This is a genomic window from Aeromonas sobria (genome assembly GCF_000820145.1).
Classification (GTDB): Bacteria; Pseudomonadota; Gammaproteobacteria; order Enterobacterales; family Aeromonadaceae; genus Aeromonas; species Aeromonas sobria.
The window spans coordinates 256976-273918 of the sequence record NZ_CDBW01000032.1 but is presented as its reverse complement, the minus strand read 5'-3'; the positions used below and the strand labels follow the sequence as shown (position 1 = coordinate 273918).

Annotated in this window: 15 protein-coding genes and 1 pseudogene; 2 read left to right on the top strand and 14 right to left on the bottom strand. The window is 60.8% G+C overall.

Annotation, left to right across the window (positions count from 1 at the left end):
• Positions 1 to 50 precede the first annotated feature (50 nt).
• Positions 51 to 1214: a trans-sulfuration enzyme family protein gene (locus BN1135_RS14980; protein ID WP_042022450.1), complete on the top strand. Its 1164-nt coding sequence runs from the start codon at positions 51 to 53 to the stop codon at positions 1212 to 1214.
• Between the two features lie 116 nt (positions 1215 to 1330).
• On the opposite strand, the gene BN1135_RS14975 is transcribed toward BN1135_RS14980, so the two are convergent.
• From BN1135_RS14975 to BN1135_RS14965, 3 genes are all read right to left on the bottom strand, one after another.
• Complete coding sequence (locus tag BN1135_RS14975; RefSeq protein WP_042022447.1) at positions 1331 to 2995, bottom strand: AMP-binding protein; 1665 nt, start codon at positions 2993 to 2995, stop codon at positions 1331 to 1333.
• Between the two features lie 97 nt (positions 2996 to 3092).
• Positions 3093 to 3371, bottom strand: coding sequence for a YfcL family protein (locus tag BN1135_RS14970; RefSeq protein ID WP_042022445.1), 279 nt, complete (start codon positions 3369 to 3371; stop codon positions 3093 to 3095).
• 123 nt (positions 3372 to 3494) lie between these two features.
• Positions 3495 to 4610, bottom strand: a complete 1116-nt coding sequence (locus tag BN1135_RS14965) for an ATP-NAD kinase family protein (protein WP_042022444.1) — start codon at positions 4608 to 4610, stop codon at positions 3495 to 3497.
• A gap of 111 nt (positions 4611 to 4721) precedes the next feature.
• Here BN1135_RS14965 and BN1135_RS14960 point away from each other — a divergent pair, with 111 nt between their 5' ends.
• Positions 4722 to 5459, top strand: a complete 738-nt coding sequence (locus tag BN1135_RS14960) for a TerC family protein (RefSeq protein ID WP_042022442.1) — start codon at positions 4722 to 4724, stop codon at positions 5457 to 5459.
• Positions 5460 to 5555: 96 nt separating this feature from the next.
• Here the strand turns inward: BN1135_RS14960 and BN1135_RS14955 are convergent, their stop codons facing one another.
• The 11 genes and pseudogenes from BN1135_RS14955 to BN1135_RS14905 form a co-directional block, all read right to left on the bottom strand.
• Positions 5556 to 6044, bottom strand: a complete 489-nt coding sequence (locus BN1135_RS14955; RefSeq protein ID WP_042022440.1) for an outer membrane lipoprotein YfiB — start codon at positions 6042 to 6044, stop codon at positions 5556 to 5558.
• 35 nt (positions 6045 to 6079) lie between these two features.
• On the bottom strand, positions 6080 to 7309 hold the full coding sequence (locus tag BN1135_RS14950) for a diguanylate cyclase DgcN/YfiN (RefSeq protein ID WP_042022439.1): 1230 nt from the start codon (positions 7307 to 7309) through the stop codon (positions 6080 to 6082).
• Positions 7306 to 7896, bottom strand: a complete 591-nt coding sequence (locus BN1135_RS14945) for a regulatory sequestration protein YfiR (protein WP_042022436.1) — start codon at positions 7894 to 7896, stop codon at positions 7306 to 7308. The genes BN1135_RS14950 and BN1135_RS14945 overlap by 4 nt, the downstream gene beginning before the upstream one ends.
• Before the next feature lie 189 nt (positions 7897 to 8085).
• Positions 8086 to 9633: a transcriptional regulator TyrR gene (tyrR, locus tag BN1135_RS14940; protein WP_042022434.1), complete on the bottom strand. Its 1548-nt coding sequence runs from the start codon at positions 9631 to 9633 to the stop codon at positions 8086 to 8088.
• A gap of 148 nt (positions 9634 to 9781) precedes the next feature.
• Positions 9782 to 10270 (bottom strand): annotated as a pseudogene (locus BN1135_RS14935) (4a-hydroxytetrahydrobiopterin dehydratase).
• A 63-nt stretch (positions 10271 to 10333) separates the two neighbouring features.
• Positions 10334 to 11128, bottom strand: coding sequence for a phenylalanine 4-monooxygenase (gene phhA, locus BN1135_RS14930; RefSeq protein WP_042022431.1), 795 nt, complete (start codon positions 11126 to 11128; stop codon positions 10334 to 10336).
• A 153-nt stretch (positions 11129 to 11281) separates the two neighbouring features.
• Entirely contained in the window at positions 11282 to 12712 is a 1431-nt protein-coding gene (locus BN1135_RS14925; RefSeq protein ID WP_042022428.1) for a gamma-aminobutyraldehyde dehydrogenase, read from the bottom strand.
• Positions 12713 to 12741: 29 nt separating this feature from the next.
• Positions 12742 to 13569 carry an ABC transporter permease gene (locus tag BN1135_RS14920; RefSeq protein WP_042022426.1) on the bottom strand — a complete coding sequence of 276 codons (828 nt, stop codon included), beginning with the start codon at positions 13567 to 13569 and terminating at the stop codon, positions 12742 to 12744.
• A 35-nt stretch (positions 13570 to 13604) separates the two neighbouring features.
• Positions 13605 to 14573, bottom strand: a complete 969-nt coding sequence (locus tag BN1135_RS14915) for an ABC transporter permease (protein ID WP_042022424.1) — start codon at positions 14571 to 14573, stop codon at positions 13605 to 13607.
• Complete coding sequence (locus BN1135_RS14910; protein WP_042022423.1) at positions 14570 to 15583, bottom strand: ABC transporter ATP-binding protein; 1014 nt, start codon at positions 15581 to 15583, stop codon at positions 14570 to 14572. The genes BN1135_RS14915 and BN1135_RS14910 overlap by 4 nt, the downstream gene beginning before the upstream one ends.
• A 143-nt stretch (positions 15584 to 15726) precedes the next feature.
• Positions 15727 to 16872 (bottom strand): ABC transporter substrate-binding protein, encoded by a 1146-nt coding sequence (locus tag BN1135_RS14905; RefSeq protein WP_042022421.1) that lies wholly within the window; start codon positions 16870 to 16872, stop codon positions 15727 to 15729.
• Positions 16873 to 16943 lie beyond the last annotated feature (71 nt).

Sequence of the window (16943 nt, the reverse complement as noted above, 5' to 3'; positions counted from 1 at the left end):
TTTAAACGCGGAACATCAGGGCCAGCAGCTGGCCAGAACGGAGTAATACGATGAAATTCAAGACCATGAGCGTACACAGTGGCCAGCGGATCGATCCCCAGACCGGCGCCCTCACCACCCCGCTCTACCAGAGCAGCACCTTCAGCTACTTCAACGCCCAGGCGGGCAAGGATCGCTTTGCCGGTCAGGCCCCCGGTTTTATCTACAGCCGCTTTGGCAACCCCACCACCGCCGAGCTGGAGCAGAAACTGGCTGCGCTGGAGGGTGCCGATGAAGCGCTGGTGGTAGCGAGCGGCATGGCGGCGGTGAGCGCCATCATGTATGCACTGGCCGACAGCGGTGATGAAGTGGCCTATATCGGCCCGCTCTATGGCGGCACCGATGCCTTCCTCAAGCAGACTTTCAGCCGAGCTGGTATCAAGGTCACCGCCTACGAGAGCGATCAGGATCTGCTGGCCAATATCCGCCCCTCCACCAAGGTGGTACTGTTCGAAACCCTGACCAACCCGACCCTCAAGGTGGTGGATCCGCGGATCGTGGTCGAGGCGGCCCGCAAGGTGGGCGCCATTACGGTGTGTGACAACACCTTCCTTACCCCCTACCTGCTGCGCCCACTGGAGCTGGGTATCGACGTGGTGATGCACAGCGGCACCAAGTATCTGGGGGGCCACGGCGACATCATCGCCGGGGTGGTGGCGGGCTCTCACGCGCTGATGAAATCTATCCGCACCGTGGCCCTCAAGCATATCGGCTCCCCCATAGGCCCGCAGGAGGCCTACCTGCTGCAACGGGGGGTCAAGACCCTGCCGCTGCGGATGGATGCTCACCTGCACAATGCACAAAAGGTGGCCGAGTTTCTGGCGGCCCATCCGGCGGTGAAAAAGGTGATCTACCCAGGCCTTGCCAACCACCCGGGTCACGATGCCCTCGGCGCCTTCGCCAGCGGCTTTGGTGGCATGGTGAGCATCGAGCTGGAAGGCGGCTTTGCCCGCTGCGCCACCCTGCTCGACAACCTGCAGCTGTTCGTGCAGGCGGTGAGCTTGGGCGATCTGGAGAGTCTGGCCTGCCATCCGGCCAGTACCACCCACGCGGCCATGGACGAGGTGAGCCGTCTCGCCGCCGGGGTCAATGACGATCTGATCCGCTTCAGCATCGGGGTGGAAGATGCCGACGATCTGATCGCCGATCTGGCCGCCGCGCTAGCGCTGATCTAGCCAAGGGGCACTTGTCACACGCCCGCAAAACAGGGGTGAGTGACAATCCCCAACAACAACCGCGGCCCATCATGGGCCGCGGTTGTTTGATGCTGTTATCGGCAGTAAAGGGAGCCTTACTCCTCCCAGACCACCGAGTGGGAGGATGACCAGTCATCCCCCAGTCGAGCATATTTATGCTCCAGCAGGTGACGCTTGATCTTCATGGTCGGGGTCAACACGCCGTTCTCGATATTCCAGGGGGTCTTCACCACCAGAATGCCGCGAATTTTGGCATGGGATTCCAGCTGATCATTGACCCGCACCCGCGCCGCCTCCAACTTGGCATTAACCTCTTCCCGATTGCCCTTCATGGCACTCTCGGCCAGCTGTACCAGTGCGATGGGCTGGGGCATGCCATAACCAATCACGCAAAGTTGCTCTATGATGGGCTCTTGCCCCAGCAGCCCTTCGATGGGCACCGGTGCGACATATTTGCCCTTGGCGGTCTTGAACACGTCCTTCATCCGACCAGTGATGGTGAGGTAACCCTCCCGGTCCAGCTTGCCCATATCGCCGGTGTGCAGCCACCCCTCGGCATCGATGGCCTCAGCGCTGTGCTCGGGATCCTTGTAGTAACCCAGCATCATCCCTTCACAGCGACAGAGGATCTCCCCCTCGTCGGAGATCTTGATGTTCACCCCGAGCCCCGCCTTGCCGACGGTGCCGATCTTGTCGGCGCGGAACGGGTAGTTGATGGTGGAGTAAGCGTGGTTCTCGGTCATGCCCCAGGCTTCGGTCACCTTGAGGCCAATGCTCAGATACCACTGCAGCAGCGCAGGGGAGACCGGCGCGGAGCCACAGCCGAGCACCCGGGCCTGATCCAGCCCCAGCCCCTTTTGCAGCTTGCGTTTGATAAGGCCAGAGATGAACGGGATCTTGAGCAGCAACTCCAGTTTCTGCTGAGGCAGCTTCTCGTGGATCTTGATGCGAAACATCGCCCACAACCGCGGCACCGAGATAAACACGGTGGGACGGCAGCGTTTGACATCCTCGATAAAGGTATCGAGGGATTCGGGGAAGGCGACTTCGGCGCAGCCATACAAGCTGCCACCGTAGACATAGACCCGCTCGGTAATATGGGCCAGCGGCAGGTAGGAGAAGCCGCGATCGCTGGCGCACAATCCCACCGTTTCCACCAGCTTCTCACAAGACCAGGCGTAGCGCTCGACGCTCAGCATGGCCCCTTTCGGCTTGCCGGTACTGCCGGAGGTGTAGACCAGACTCAGCAGAGAGTCAGGGGCCTGCACCGGGCTGTCAGAAATTGGTTCGTGGGCTTCCAGCAGGTCATCCCACTGATGGCTGGCTGGCATGGTGTCGTAGGGGAAGGCAATACGCAGCAGATCGGCAGGGACGCCTACCTCCTGACTCTTCCAGTCATCCAGCTTGCCAATGAAAATAGCTTTGGCCTCGCTGTGGCGCAGCACGTACTCGATAGTGTCGACGTTGGCGGTCGGATAGATGGGCACGCTCACATACTGCCCCATCTGCATCGCCAGATCGGCGATAAACCACTGGGCGCAGTTCTTGGAGAGCAGCGCCACCTTGTCACCAGCCACCAGACCGAGGTGACGCAAGGCTGTCACCATTCGCCGCGCTTCATCGGCCACTTCACCCCAAGTGAAGTCGACATATTCGCGGTTGATGGTTTGACGCAGGTAGGTTCGATCAGGACACTGCCGCTCCCAGTGATAGAGCATCTCGAGCGGCAGTTTATTGGCAATACGTGAAGAGGAGGCCATAGTTTAATCCCTGAAACAAAAGGCGAAACTTATTATTAACGTTTCACTAACTTCAGGGAAGGATAAACTCAAACTTCTGTTTGAAATGTGTATCCGATCAAGCTTCTGCGTCTTGTTGCAAACGAATCCACATCGCCTGCACCAATTTCTCATCCTCTTCGGATAGCTCCCCTTGCAAGATCGCCTCGTTGAGGCTGCGCAATACATAACTTTTGATATCTCGTACCAGCGTCTTGCCTTCCAGTTCAGCCCGGGCAACTGCCAACGAGATATGACCTCGCAAGTAACCACCGGCAAACAGCTCATCTTCGGTTGCGGTGGCAACCATGCTGTCGATCAGTCCCAACAACTTGTGCTCAAAATCGTGAATTGTCATGTAACGCAGCCTCATTTCCAGAGTGGCTGGCAAAAAAATTGCCGGGAAAATAATTCGGGGTGTGGAACCGCAATTCGGGTGACTGCGGCTCTCTGGCGCCAGGCCAGCAGCGTCCTTGGCGTCCTATTCCGGGTTGGCCACCGGGTAGATGACCTGATCCTTGTATCCCGTGGTTATTTGCAGATAACCACGCAACGCCCGGTTCAATTGCGGATCATCGGTGTCCACCAGCAGCGGCCTGCCCGCGAGGGCAGCCAGCTTGGCTTTGGTTGCCAGCACCTGGATATTGTCCAGCCCGACACACCGAATCACCTCAGGACTCAATTGCTGATTTCCGCGCCCGAACAGATGCCCCTGTCCGCCGATCAGGGTAATGATCAGTCGGCAGCGACGGCCACGGATCCGGGTCAGGATCTCGACGGCGCTGAGATCCTGCCCGATAAGTCGGCCATTTTCCACCAGATCCACACCGAGCAAGCTATTTTCCAGACCCAGCTCAGCCATGCAGGCCGCCACCGTGCTGCCGGAGCCCATCAGATAGAGGGTATCTGGCTCCATCTGCTCCACCACACCGGCGGCCAAGTCGGCCAGCACCAGCTCTTCAGACTCCCTGCCCCCCTGTTTGACCGCCTGCACATAACGCAGATCGCCGGGCACCTTCAGCTGGCCGTAGTGGCGGGCACGCACCTTGCCGGCACGAAACGCCTCCTCGTCGATGTCACGCACCTCGGCATCGATCAGGCTGAGCAATTCCCCTGCGATCATCCGTGCCACCACCCGCCCGCTGGCAGCAGGGGTCACCCCGTAGACCCCGGAGTGGATCTTGCAGCCAGCCGGAATGCCGAGCACATGGCAGGACTCCCCCACCGCGGCGCAGATATCCCGCGCCGTACCATCACCACCGGCAAACAGCAGCAGATCGACCCCGGCTTCGCGCATCAGCTCGGCGGCATGGCGGGTATCGTCGGCAGAGGTCATCTCTGTGGTCGGACGATAGATGACCCGACAGGGCAAGTCGAGGGAACGGGCCACCGTCTCCCCCATCTCTCCTGCCACCGTCAGCAGTTCGAACGGGGTGGCCAACTCACACAGCGGCAATAACGCTTGCCGCGCCCGATCCTGCGCACGAGGGATAGCGCCACGGGCCAGCGCCTCGGCAACCATGCCATCACTGCCCTTGAGGCCCACTGCGCCGCCGATCCCGGCGACCGGATTAATGATGAACCCTAATCGAAACATGCCTGCCTCCCTTGCGATAGCGCCCATTTTTATCTTTTCCCCACGCGGGGACAAGCACTGGTTCCTCCTGCTAAAATGCCCCGTTTCATTTTCTTCAACCAAGGTTCAATCATGCTGGAATGGGTTCTTGATCCCTCTGCCTGGGTCGCTCTCGCCACCCTTACCCTGCTCGAGATCGTGCTGGGTATCGACAACATCATCTTTATTTCCATCCTGGTAGGTCGCCTGCCGGAGGCCCAGCGCCAAAAAGCGCGGGTTCTGGGTCTGGGGCTCGCAATGGGTACCCGGATCCTGCTGCTGCTCTCGCTCGCCTGGGTGATGCGCCTCACCGCTCCGCTCTTCACCGTGCTGGGTGAAGCCATCTCCGGCCGCGACCTGATCCTGCTGCTGGGTGGCCTGTTCCTCATCGGCAAGAGCGCCCACGAAATCCACGTCACCCTGGAAGGGGCAGCCGAGCCGGAGAGTGTCAGCAAAGCGGCCTCAGGCTTTATCAGCACCCTGATCCAGATCGCCATTCTGGATATCGTATTCAGCCTCGACTCGGTGATCACCGCGGTCGGCATGGCCGATCACGTGCCAGTAATGGTGCTGGCCATCATGATCGCCGTCTTCATCATGATGTTTGCCGCCAAGTCCATCGGCGATTTTGTGGATACCCACCCCACCATCAAGATGCTGGCCCTCTCATTCCTGACGCTGGTGGGCTTTGCCCTGATGGCTGAGGGGATGGATCTGCATATTCCGAAGGGCTACATCTACTTCGCCATGGCCTTCTCACTGCTGGTCGAGATGATCAACATCCGTCTGCGCAGCCATCACGACAATAACGGTCAACCGCGTTCACAATAATTCCAAGCCGGATGAATGTGCGATAGCGATTATCACGATCCAAAAGAGCGCCTATTCAGGCGCTCTTTTGTCATGGTTGACTGCATAGAATTGTGTTTATTGATCGCTGATCACGATAGCGACCCGACGATTGGTGGCGCGGCCGTCTCTGGTGTGGTTATCGGCGATCGGCATGGTCGCCCCGCGGCCATGGATCTCCAGATTGGCGGGCTTCATGCCCACAGAGATCAGCACGTCCGCCACAGACTGGGCCCGCGTCAGCGAGAGCTGCTGGTTGTAGCTGCTCTCGCCGGTGTTGTCGGTGTGGCCATCCACCCGCGCCTTGTCCAGCCCTACGCCCAGCAGGGTGTTGCCCAACTTTTCGACCACCTGACGAGTCTGAGGGGTCAGCTCACCCACGTTGTTGGCAAACAGCACCCGATTAGCAAGATCCAGTGTCCAGCCCTCATCGCTCAGATAAAAACCCTGCTCCTTGAGCACGGCGATCTGCTCCGGGGTCAACCCCTTGGGCGCGCTCTGGCAACCAGCCAGCAGCGACAACATCAACCCCAGCAGGGTGACTTTCAACAGGTGGGTGATCTTCATGGTTTGCTCCTTGTTTATGTTGTTATTCTTGCCAGTCAGGCGATGGTTTGCTGTTCGCTGCGGCGCGCCCGTTTCGCCAGATACATGGCGGCATCGGCCTGATCACACAGCACGCTGGCACTCATGCCAACCTGATAGACGGCAAAGCCGATACTCACCCCGGCCACCAGCTGACGACCGTCACGCAGCGCCACCGGTTCGCTCATCGCCTGCTGGATGCGGCCAATCACCTCTTCCACCTCATGCTGCCGCTGGAGCGGGCCAACCAGCACCGCAAACTCGTCGCCACCGAGGCGAAACACCAGATCATCCGGACGCAGCTGATGTTGCACCCGTCTTGAGAGGGCGATCAGCACATCGTCGCCACCATTGTGGCCGAAGGTATCGTTGATCTGCTTGAAGCGATCGCAGTCGAGATAGAGCAGCGCAAATCCCCCCTGCTCGCCCGCAGATATCGCCTGCCCGAGCCGCGCTTCAAACAGGGCGCGATTGGGCAGTCCGGTCAGGGCATCGTGGGTCGCCTGATGGAGCAGGCTGGCATTTTCGCGGGCCTGATGGGCCTGCCAATCCTGCAGCTCATCCAGCAGGGCATTGAAGTCATCCCCCAGCTCGTTGAGTTCGACGATATCGGCCGGCGGCACACGCATCCCCAGGGTGCGTTGACGGCGCACCGAGTGGGCCACCAGCGCCAGTTGGCGCAGGGGTGACGTGATGGTGACCTGCATCCGCCCGGCCACATGGAGTGCCAACATGGCACTCAGGGCAAGACAGAGCGCCATCACCAGCACCACCGAGAGCAAGAACAGCAACAGATACTCGCCATGACCGCGCAGCTCGATGGTGGCGATCTGCTCACCCCCTCGCAACATGGGGATCTTCACCGGCCCCGGCATCAGCAGTTGGGCCAGATAGTCCTCCAGTGTCACCAGCGGGTTGCTTCTGGGACGCACCCAGTTGGCAAACTGCTGACCATTGTTCAGAAAGATGGTGGCCTCAGCCACTTCTTCATGGGCAACAATGCCGATCAGCGCCTCGCTCGCCGCCTCCTCATCGTGGAACACTACCGCCGCTTCGGCGCTGTAGCTGATGGCGCGAGCCACCAGTTCCAGATTGTGGTCGGCGTACAACCGCACCACCAGCAAGGTGACAAGAGTCAAAAACAGTCCCGCTACGCTGACGGCGGTGATGGCCGCCACCAGATGGGTTCGCCCCAGGCTCTGACGCAGGGTCAGACGGCGGGAAGCCACGATCGGCGGTCGACTCATGGGGCCTCCTGGCCGGCATGGGCCAACTTGAGCACAGCGGGGTGCACCTTCACACCACTTAACGCCAACGCATCAAGATTAACTTTAAAACGTATCCGCTCTTGGTCTTGAGAGGTCTGCAGGCAGAACACCGAACTGCTGGTGCAGTCGTGGTTGTATTCGCTGATGCTGAGCACGGGGTGTCCCTGCAGGCGGGCAAACAGCGCAATCCGGGTCGGCTCGTCGAGTACCCCCAGATAGAGCACATCGCAGTTACTGCTGATAGCCGGATCGTTCGCCTCGTAGCGATTGACCTGTACCCGGCGGCCATTAGCTTGACGGTTGATGGTAAAAAGGTGGCCGGCATATTCGGTCGGCGCCGCCACGCACATGCGCAGCACCGCAGGCTCGGCGGGCCAGCGGGTGTAGCTCAGTAGATCGAGCACTAATTCCCTGACCGCCGTTGCCCGGCTCTCCGCTGCGGTTTCCGACTGCACTGTTGCCGGCCGTACTGTTTCCGCCAACCCGCCACGGGGCAGCAGCAGCCCGAGTGCTACCAGCACGGGCACCAGACAAGCAATGATACGGGGGAAATAGCGTAACAACATGATCAGAAACTGGCCGCCTTAACAACACCGCTGCAACTGCACTGCGGTTCGGATATATAGACGCTGATAGTAAGTTGGCGAGTGATGGCCTGACAAGGCTCCCTCTGTTGTCATTGCTCACCGCCGTATAAATAAACGAAAGAGCCCGTCTGGCGACGGGCTCTTTGGTGGCGTGCATCAAGGCGCAGATCACTTCTTGCTGATACCGTATTCTCGCAGTTTATTGGCGATAGCGGTGTGCGACACACCCAGGCGCTTGGCCAGCTGACGGGTTGACGGAAAGGAGGGGTAGAGTCTTGCCAGCAACTGGCTTTCGAAGCGCTTGACCGCATCGTCCAGGTCCCCTTCGAACCACTCGTCAATCAGCGGCACTGTGTCGGCGGTGACCGGCAGGTCAATCTGCTCCGGCCCCAGCTCATCCCCTTCCAGCAACGTCATGGCACGATAGAGGCAGTTGCGCAGCTGGCGCACGTTGCCCGGCCAGCGGTAGGCGGTCAGGTAGTCGGCCATGTTGCGGGTAAAGCGCGGGCGAGGCCGCTGTAATTCGCTGGCAAAGCGGGAGACAAACTGCTGGGCAAGCACCATGATGTCCGCCTTGCGCTCGCGCAGGGGGGGCAACGCCAGACTCAGCACGTTGAGGCGGTAGTAGAGATCTTCGCGGAAGGTCCCCTCGTGCACCAGATCCAGCAACTGCTTCTGGGTGGTACAGATGAAACGCACGTTGACCTTCACCTCCTGCTCGTCACCGACCCGGCGGAATACCCCATCCTGCAGCACCCGCAGAAACTTGGTCTGCAGATGAGGGGACATGTCGCCGATCTCGTCCAGCATCAGGGTGCCGCCACTGGCCAGCTCCAGCACACCGCGCTTGCCCTCGGTGTTATTGCCAAAAGCGCCGGGGGCATAACCAAACAGCTCGCTCTCGGCCACGTTATCCGGCATGGCGGCGCAGTTAAGCGCCATAAAGGGGTGGCTGGAACGCAGGCTGGCAGCATGGCAGGCGCGGGCCAGCAGCTCCTTGCCGGTGCCGGTCTCGCCGACGATGAGCAAAGGTGCATCCTGCATCGCCAGTTTGCGGGCCTGACCTAGCACCTCTTTCATTTTGGGACTCTCGGCCTGCAGATGCTCGAAGCCCTCCACTTCCACCGCATGAAGCGCGCTGAAGTGCATGCCAACCCGGCGGGCCGACTTGAGTACCACCACGGCACCAGCCAGAGCCTGTTTGCCGCGCGCTTCCGCCACGAACAGCGGCATCAGATCTGCCAGATACTCTTCGCCATTGAAGCTGAGCTTGCAGGTCTGCGGCTTGATCTCGCTCGCTTCCAGCCAGCGGGTGAAAGAGAAGCCCTTGACCAGCGAACCGAGCGCCACACCGCGCACCTCCTCCACCGGCAAGCCGAGGGTGGTGAGGGCCGACTGGTTGGCCTGGGTCACCTTGCCCTTGCTGTCGAGGGAGAAGACCAGATCCGGCAGCGCCTTGAGCAACGCCTCAATCTCGTGGTGCTCACGCTCGGAAGGCATGTAGGGGATAGTCTTGACGTCGTAGACACCGGGAATGCGGCGGATCTCCGGCATCAGGTGCTGAAAATCGCTGAACTCCAGCTCGGGAAAGTTGAGATAGATGATGCCTGAGGTATCGATTTCGATGCCGCGCAGATCGATATTGTGCTCCACCAGACGGTCGAGCAGTTCCCGGGTCAGGCCCAGGCGGTCTTCACAGCTGACTTCAAGACGCATTCGGGACACACTTCCTAGCTAACTCTATGAATGAGCTGATAATACAGTCTCGATCCCCCCAGTGCGAGCGCCAGCCCATAAAAATGCGGGCCTACGCTGCTTTCGCAGGCAGGCCCGGGTCAACCGATGACGCTGGTGTGTGGTGAGATTATCGGAGCAACTGATCGGTTCGCGCCGCCATGATGAAGTCGTTGCGGTGTAATCCTCCAATCTTGTGCGTCCACCAGCTGACTGTCACCTTTCCCCACTCGGTCAGAGATGCAGGAAGGGGGATACTCCGCCTCAACCTGCTCTCAACTTATCTGGACAATTGGTCGGTACGGGCAGCCATGATGAAGTCGTTGCGGTGCAAGCCGCCGATCTTGTGGGTCCACCAGCTGACGGTCACCTTTCCCCACTCGGTCAGGATGGCGGGATGATGAAACTCCGCCTCCGCCAGCTCCCCCAGGCGGTTGGTGAAGGCGAGCGCCTCCTTGAAGTTGCGAAAGAGAAATTCCCGCCGCAGTTGCAGCGCCCCCTCCTCCACCAGCGGCTGCCAGTCGGGGATAAGCTGCATCAGCTCGCGCAGCTCCTCATCGCTCACCTTGGGGGCATCGGCGCGGCACGCTTCACACTGCTGGCTGGCCAGTTCGGACATGGGTTACTCCTGCTTGAATTAATGAAAAATTAATGAAAATGAAATAGGGTTGTTTGCTTTTGGTCAGCTCGCCTGCTTGCCAGCGACAACCTCAAAGCGCGGCGGATAGAGGCCAAGCCGACTGGCCTCGGCCAGAGCAGCCATGATCTCCTCCCCGGTCAGCTGGTAGAGATGATCGAGACTCGGCAGCACAAAATAGGTGGGCTGCATGATGTCGATACGATAGGGGGTGCGCAGCACGGTCAACAGCTCGAAAGGTTGCAGCAGCGGCTTGCCGGAGAGGGCATAGGCGGTCTCACCGATGGAGGAGAGAATGCCGCCGCCATAGATGCGCAGCCCATCCGCCGTGGCCAAGAGGCCAAACTCCACGGTAAACCAGTAGAGCCGCGCCAGAAAGACCCGCTGCTCCTTGCTCGCCTGCTGGCCAAGCTGGCCGTAGAGGTGGGTGAAGTGGGCAAAGGCCGGATTGGTCAGCATGGCGCAGTGACCGAAGATCTCGTGAAAGATATCGGGCTCTTGCAGGTAGTCGAGCTCGTCCCGGCGCCGGATAAAGGTGGCCACCGGAAACTGGCGATTGGCCAGCAGGGCGAAGAAGCGATCGAACGAGATGAGCGCAGGCACCGCCGCCACCGACCAGCCGGTCGCAGGCTGCAAGACGGCGTTGATCTCGGCCAGCTGGGGGATGCGATCACGGGGCAATCCCAGCCTGTCGAGACCGGCCAGATACTCATCACACCCCTTGCCATCGAGGGCGGCGAACTGACGTTCGATCAGGATCTGCCAGGTGCCGTGCTCTTCGTTGCTGTAGTGGATCACCCCGTCAGCATCCGGCTGGTGGGCGGTGTAAAAGGTTGCCATAGCGGTTCCATCCTCTGGCGCCACATCAAGGCGCCTTGCCGTTTCATCACGGCTTCACTGTAACGAAATGGCAACAAAAAAAGCAGCCGACCCATGAGTCGGCTGCCGGAAACAGTTGTAAATAAATTGTGACGACCAGCTAAGTAACTCCCACTACAGCTTGACCATGATATGGCGCGGCACCGTGTAATCCTCCAGCGCATAGAGGGAGAGATCCTTGCCGTAACCCGACATTTTCATACCGCCGTGGGGCATCTCGGAGGTGAGCATGAAGTGGGTGTTGATCCAGGTGCAGCCATATTGCAGGTGGCTGGCCACCTTGCTGGCGAGGCTCAAATCCCGGGTCCAGACCGACGAGGCGAGACCATAGTCAGAGTCGTTGGCCCACTGCACCACCTGCTCGGCATCGTTGAAACGGGTCACCGACACCACTGGGCCGAACACCTCGCGCCGCACGATCTCATCCTCCTGACGGGCCCCGACAATCAGGGTCGGCTCGAAGAAGAAGCCGTTGCCGGGACGGATCTTGCCCCCCGCTGTCACCTCCACATGACCGCTGCTCTGGGCCCGCTCGACAAAGCTGGCGACCCGGTTGCGCTGTCTGTCCGAGATAAGCGGCCCCATCTCGACCCCCTCCTCGTACTGGCTGCCCACCTTGATGGAGGCCACCGCATCGGTCATGGCCGCGACGAACTTGTCGTAGATCTTGCCCTGGGCATAGATACGGCAGGCGGCAGTGCAATCTTGCCCGGCGTTGTAGAAACCGAAGGTGCGAATACCCGCCACCACCGCCTCCAGATCCGCATCGTCGAAGATGATGACCGGCGCCTTGCCCCCCAGTTCAAGGTGGGTGCGCTTCATGGTGCGGGCAGCGCTCTGCAGGATCTTCTGGCCGGTGGCGATGTCACCGGTGAGCGACACCATCCGCACCAGCGGGTGATCCACCAGCGGCGCCCCCACGCTTTCACCGCGTCCGCAGATGACGTTGATGACGCCGCGGGGGAAGATCTCGCTGGCCAGTTCAGCAAGGCGCAGGGCGGTGAGCGGGGTCTGCTCGGAGGGTTTGAGCACCACCGTATTGCCCGCCGCCAGCACCGGTGCCATCTTCCAGGCCGCCATCATCAGCGGGTAGTTCCAGGGGGCGATACTGCCCACCACCCCGATGGGATCGCGGCGGATCATGCTGGTGTGCCCCTCGATATACTCCCCCGCCAACGGCCCTTGCAGACAACGGGCAGCCCCGGCAAAGAAGCGGAAGCAGTCCACCACCGCAGGCAGCTCGTCGTTGAGTACCGCCAGATAGGGTTTGCCGCAGTTGAGGGATTCGAGCGCCGCGAACTCTTCGGCGTGGCGCTCGATGAGATCAGCAAGACGCAGCAGCAGGTTGCTGCGCTGGGCCGGGGTGGTGCGACTCCACTGGGCGAAGGCGCGCTGGGCACCGTTCACCGCCCGGTTCACCTGTTCGAACGAGGCTTCCGGCACGGCGGCGATCTGCTCGCCGTTGGCCGGGTTGAGAATGGGTTCGGCCTGCCCCTCGCCGGTCACAAACTGGCCATCAATCAAGAGTTGGGTAGAAAGTTTCATGGTTGCATCCTTGCGCACGCGTTGAGTCATCATTTGCCACTGCCAGCGACATCATGGGTGTCGCGAGTAAGGTAGTAGGCAAGCAAAATGGGGATAGTGGTGAAGGCCACTATGATGAGGGCCACCACGTTGGTAACCGGCCGGTCACGGGGGCGGATCAGCTCCTGATACATCCAGATGGGCAGGGTGGTCTGCTGGCCCGCAGTGAAAGTGGTGACGATCACCTCGTCAAAGCTCAGGGCAAAGGCCAGCATGCCCCCCGCCAGCAGCGCCGTGGCCAGATTGGGCAAGATCACATAGCGCAGGGTCTGGAAGCCGTCGGCCCCGAGATCCATCGACGCTTCGATCAGCGACTGGTTGGTGCGGCGAAAACGGGCCAGCGCATTGTTGTAGACCACCACCACACAGAAGGTGGCGTGGCCGATGACGATGGTCCAGAAGCTGAACGGGATCTCCATCAAGCCGTAGGCGGAGCGCAGCGCGATACCGGTGACGATGCCGGGCAGCGCGATGGGCAGCACCAGCAGCAGTGACACCACCTCCTGACCGAAGAAGCGGCTGCGAGCAATGGCCCCTGCCGCCAGAGTACCGAGGATCATAGCCGCCAGCGTCGCCAGTCCCGCTACCTCCAGCGACAGCTGGATGGCGCGCCACACATCGGGGCGATTGAGGGTCACCTCGAACCACTTGAGGGTGAGCCCGGGGGGCGGAAACTGGTAACTCTTGCTCTCGCTGGTGAAGGCGTAGAGGAAGATAAACAGAATGGGAAAGTGCAGGAACAAGAGCCCGCCAATGGCGGCGTACTTGAGCAGGCCCGAAGGGCGCTCTCCCTGACTGATCACGGAGCTAGCTGACATGACGGCCTCCTTGCTGCCGGTTCAAAGCGATAGGGTCAAAGCGCATCAAAAGCCCCCAGTCGTTTCGCAATCGCCAGATAGATGGCGATGATGAGGATTGGCACCAGCGAGAAGGCGGCGGCAAAGGGCAGATTGCCCGCCGTTCCCTGCTGCATGTAGACCACCTGACCGATATACATGGTCGAGTTGCCAATGATGCCGGGAATAATGTAATCACCTAGGGTCAGCGAAAAGGTGAAGATGGAGCCCGCCACCACACCAGGCAACGCCAGCGGCAGGATCAGGTTGCGAAAGGTCTGGGCAGGTGTCGCCCCCAGATCGCTGCTCGCCTCCAGCAGGCATCGCGGAATACGCTCCACCGCCGCCTGAATGGGCAGGATCATGAAGGGCAGCCAGACATAGACGAACACGATAAAGGTGCCGAGCCGCGAGAAGGAGAGCGACGGGCCACCTATCACCGGCAAGGAGAGGATGGCATCGAGCAGCCACTCCAGCCCCATGCTGTCGGCCAGCCAGCTCACCACCCCCTCCTTGGCCAAAATCAGCTTCCAGGCATAGACCCGCACCAGATAGCTGGACCAGAGCGGCAGCATGATCCCCACATAGAACAGCGCCCGGGTCTTGCCACTGGTGTAGCGCGCCATGTAGTAGGCAACCGGAAAACCGAGCAGGGCACAGGCCAGGGTCACCAGCAGCGACATGCCGACGGTGCGGCCGATCACATCCAGATTCTCCGGCCGCAACAGGGCAACGAAGTTTTGCAGCCCCAGTTCGTGGCGCACCTGACCGCTGAACTCGTCCAGCCCGAACAGGGAGTTGGAGAGCAGCATCAGCAAGGAGCCGACATAGATGATGCCGAGCCACAGCAGCGGCGGCCCCAGCAGGATCGCCAGCAGCAAGCCGGGTCTGCCATAGAGCAGGGTGGAGAGACGGCGCAGCGGCCTGAAACGGGCAGGGTCGGGCTGATGGTTCATGGCAAGACTCGCACTGTGAGGGGCACTCATGGCTGCGCCCCTTGATGGGCGGCGCTCAGGCGATGGATGGCCTGCTCCGGCCAGCTGAGGCTGACCTGGGTACCACGGCTCAGGCGAGCCTGCCCCTCATTGGGGTGGTTGACGATGATCTCGATCTGCTCCCCGAGGCTGACCCGATAACGGACAAAGGGACCCAGATACTCCACCTCGCGGATCTCCCCCGACCAGCCCGGCGTACCCGCTTCACTGAGCCGGATCCGCTCCGGACGTACCATCATCTGGCTGCCGTCTCCGCACAGCCGTCTGGCCTGCTCCCCTTCGAACAGATTGACGGTGCCGACGAAGCGGGCTACAAACGGCGTCGCCGGAGCATCGTAGATGGTATCGGGGGCGGCGATCTGCTCGATCTTGCCCTGACTGAAGATGCAGATCCGGTCGCTCATGGAGAGCGCCTCCTGCTGATCGTGGGTGACGAAGATAAAGGTGATGCCAAGCTGGCGTTGCAACGCCTTGAGCTCAAGCTGCATCTGCTCGCGCAGCTTGAGATCGAGGGCCCCCAGCGGCTCATCCAGCAGCAGGATGCGCGGCTGATTGATGAGGGCCCGGGCGATGGCGATACGCTGGCGCTGGCCGCCGGAGAGCTGGCTTGGGCGGCGCTTGCCGACGTCGGGCAGTCGCACCAGCTCCAGCATCTCGTCCACCTTGCGGTAGCGCTGTGCCTTGGCGACGCCCTTGAGCATCAGGCCATAACCGATGTTGTCGCGCACATCCATGTTGGGAAACAGGGCATAGTCCTGAAACACGGTGTTGAGGTTGCGATCATAGGGCGGCACCTTGGAGCAAGGTTCGCCAAACAAGCGGATCTCCCCCTCGCTCGGGTATTCAAAGCCCGCGATCATCCGCAGGCAGGTGGTCTTGCCGGAACCGCTCGGCCCCAGCAGGGTAAAGAATTCCCCGGAGGGGATCTGGAAAGAGATGTCGTCGACCGCCTTCACCTCGCCATAGTGGCGACTGACCCGGTCAAATTGTACGGCGTTCATGGGGCGTCCTTGTCTGTACTGGGATGGGCCGGACTCCTGTCCGGCCCGCTTGATTATCCGGTCTCGGCGGTCACGCAGAGGAGGCGCCGCTCCCCTGCTGTTGGCAAGGTAGCCGCTGTGGCGACCACCTTGATCACCCCGCCTTAGCGACCACCCAGAATGGCGATATAGTCGGAAACCCAGCGGTAATAGGGCACACAGGTTCCCTGGCTCTTGCACTGGGAGACAGGAGTGCGCCAGAAGCGAACCCGATCGAAGTTGTCGATACCGTTGGTTTTGCACCCTTTCGGGCCAAGCAGGGCATTACCCTCACAGGCGGCAGGTACCACAGGCACCGAGCCAAACCAGGAGGCGAGATCCCCCTGCAGCTTGTTGTTCAGGGAGTGCTCCAGCCACTTGTAAGCACAGGTTAGGTTCTTGGCATCGCTGTGCACCATGCTGGTATCGGCCCAACCGGTGACCCCCTCCTTGGGCACAGTGGTGGCGATGGGCTGCTTGTCGGCGATCAGGGTGTTGGCCTGGAACGGCCAGGAGCCGGAGGCAACCACCCCTTCATTCTTGAAGTCATCGATTTGAACGAAGGCATCATGCCAGTAGCGTCCCACCAGCTGGCGCTGCTTGCGCAGCAGATCGAGGGAGGCCTTGTACTGATCCTCGTTCAGCTCGTAAGGGTCTTTGATGCCTAGCGCGGGCTGATGGGTCATCAGATAGAGGGCTGCATCTGCGATGTGGATCGGGCCATCAAAGGCCTGCACCCGCCCCTTGTTGGACTTGCCATCCGCCAGGGTCTGCTCCTCGAACACCACGTTCCAGGAGTCCGGCGCCTTGGGGAACACCTTGGTGTTGTACATCAGGATATTGCCACCCCACTGGTAGGGCACGCCGTAGTGCTTGCCATCCACCGTGTGCCAGGGGGCATTCTGCAGCCGGGGATCAATCTTGCGGTAGCTCGGAATGAGCGCCAGATTGAGCGGCTGCACCTTACCACCGGCAATCAGACGGAGGCTGGCATCGCCGGAGGCGGTCACCAGATCGAAGCCCCCCTCGTTCATCAGCGCCACCATCTCGTCCGAGGTGGCCGCCGTCTTGACGCTCACCTTGCAGCCGGTCTCCTTTTCGAATCCGGTCACCCAGTCGTAGTTCTTGTCGGTCTCGCCACGTTCGACGTAACCAGCCCAGGCCACGATATTGAGCTGGCCTTCACCCTTGCCGAGCTCGGTCGGGGCAGCCTGGGTCTGGCCTGCCAGCAGCGCCGGGACAAGAGCCAGCATCAGAGGGGTCAATTTCATCATGCACTCCTTGCATTGTGTTGACTTGCATCAGGTGAAGGAACGCCGCCATGGGCGTTAACATCCTGTTA

Coding starts and splice junctions, on each gene's coding strand:
- BN1135_RS14945 (WP_042022436.1), bottom strand. CDS start 7,896: ATGTTGTTACGCTATTTCCCCCGTATCATTGCTTGTCTGGTGCCCGTG.
- BN1135_RS14970 (WP_042022445.1), bottom strand. CDS start 3,371: ATGACAATTCACGATTTTGAGCACAAGTTGTTGGGACTGATCGACAGC.
- BN1135_RS14910 (WP_042022423.1), bottom strand. CDS start 15,583: ATGAACGCCGTACAATTTGACCGGGTCAGTCGCCACTATGGCGAGGTG.
- BN1135_RS14965 (WP_042022444.1), bottom strand. CDS start 4,610: ATGTTTCGATTAGGGTTCATCATTAATCCGGTCGCCGGGATCGGCGGC.
- BN1135_RS14975 (WP_042022447.1), bottom strand. CDS start 2,995: ATGGCCTCCTCTTCACGTATTGCCAATAAACTGCCGCTCGAGATGCTC.
- BN1135_RS14905 (WP_042022421.1), bottom strand. CDS start 16,872: ATGAAATTGACCCCTCTGATGCTGGCTCTTGTCCCGGCGCTGCTGGCA.
- BN1135_RS14950 (WP_042022439.1), bottom strand. CDS start 7,309: ATGAGTCGACCGCCGATCGTGGCTTCCCGCCGTCTGACCCTGCGTCAG.
- BN1135_RS14980 (WP_042022450.1), top strand. CDS start 51: ATGAAATTCAAGACCATGAGCGTACACAGTGGCCAGCGGATCGATCCC.
- phhA (WP_042022431.1), bottom strand. CDS start 11,128: ATGGCAACCTTTTACACCGCCCACCAGCCGGATGCTGACGGGGTGATC.
- tyrR (WP_042022434.1), bottom strand. CDS start 9,633: ATGCGTCTTGAAGTCAGCTGTGAAGACCGCCTGGGCCTGACCCGGGAA.
- BN1135_RS14955 (WP_042022440.1), bottom strand. CDS start 6,044: ATGAAGATCACCCACCTGTTGAAAGTCACCCTGCTGGGGTTGATGTTG.
- BN1135_RS14920 (WP_042022426.1), bottom strand. CDS start 13,569: ATGTCAGCTAGCTCCGTGATCAGTCAGGGAGAGCGCCCTTCGGGCCTG.
- BN1135_RS14960 (WP_042022442.1), top strand. CDS start 4,722: ATGCTGGAATGGGTTCTTGATCCCTCTGCCTGGGTCGCTCTCGCCACC.
- BN1135_RS14915 (WP_042022424.1), bottom strand. CDS start 14,573: ATGAGTGCCCCTCACAGTGCGAGTCTTGCCATGAACCATCAGCCCGAC.
- BN1135_RS14925 (WP_042022428.1), bottom strand. CDS start 12,712: ATGAAACTTTCTACCCAACTCTTGATTGATGGCCAGTTTGTGACCGGC.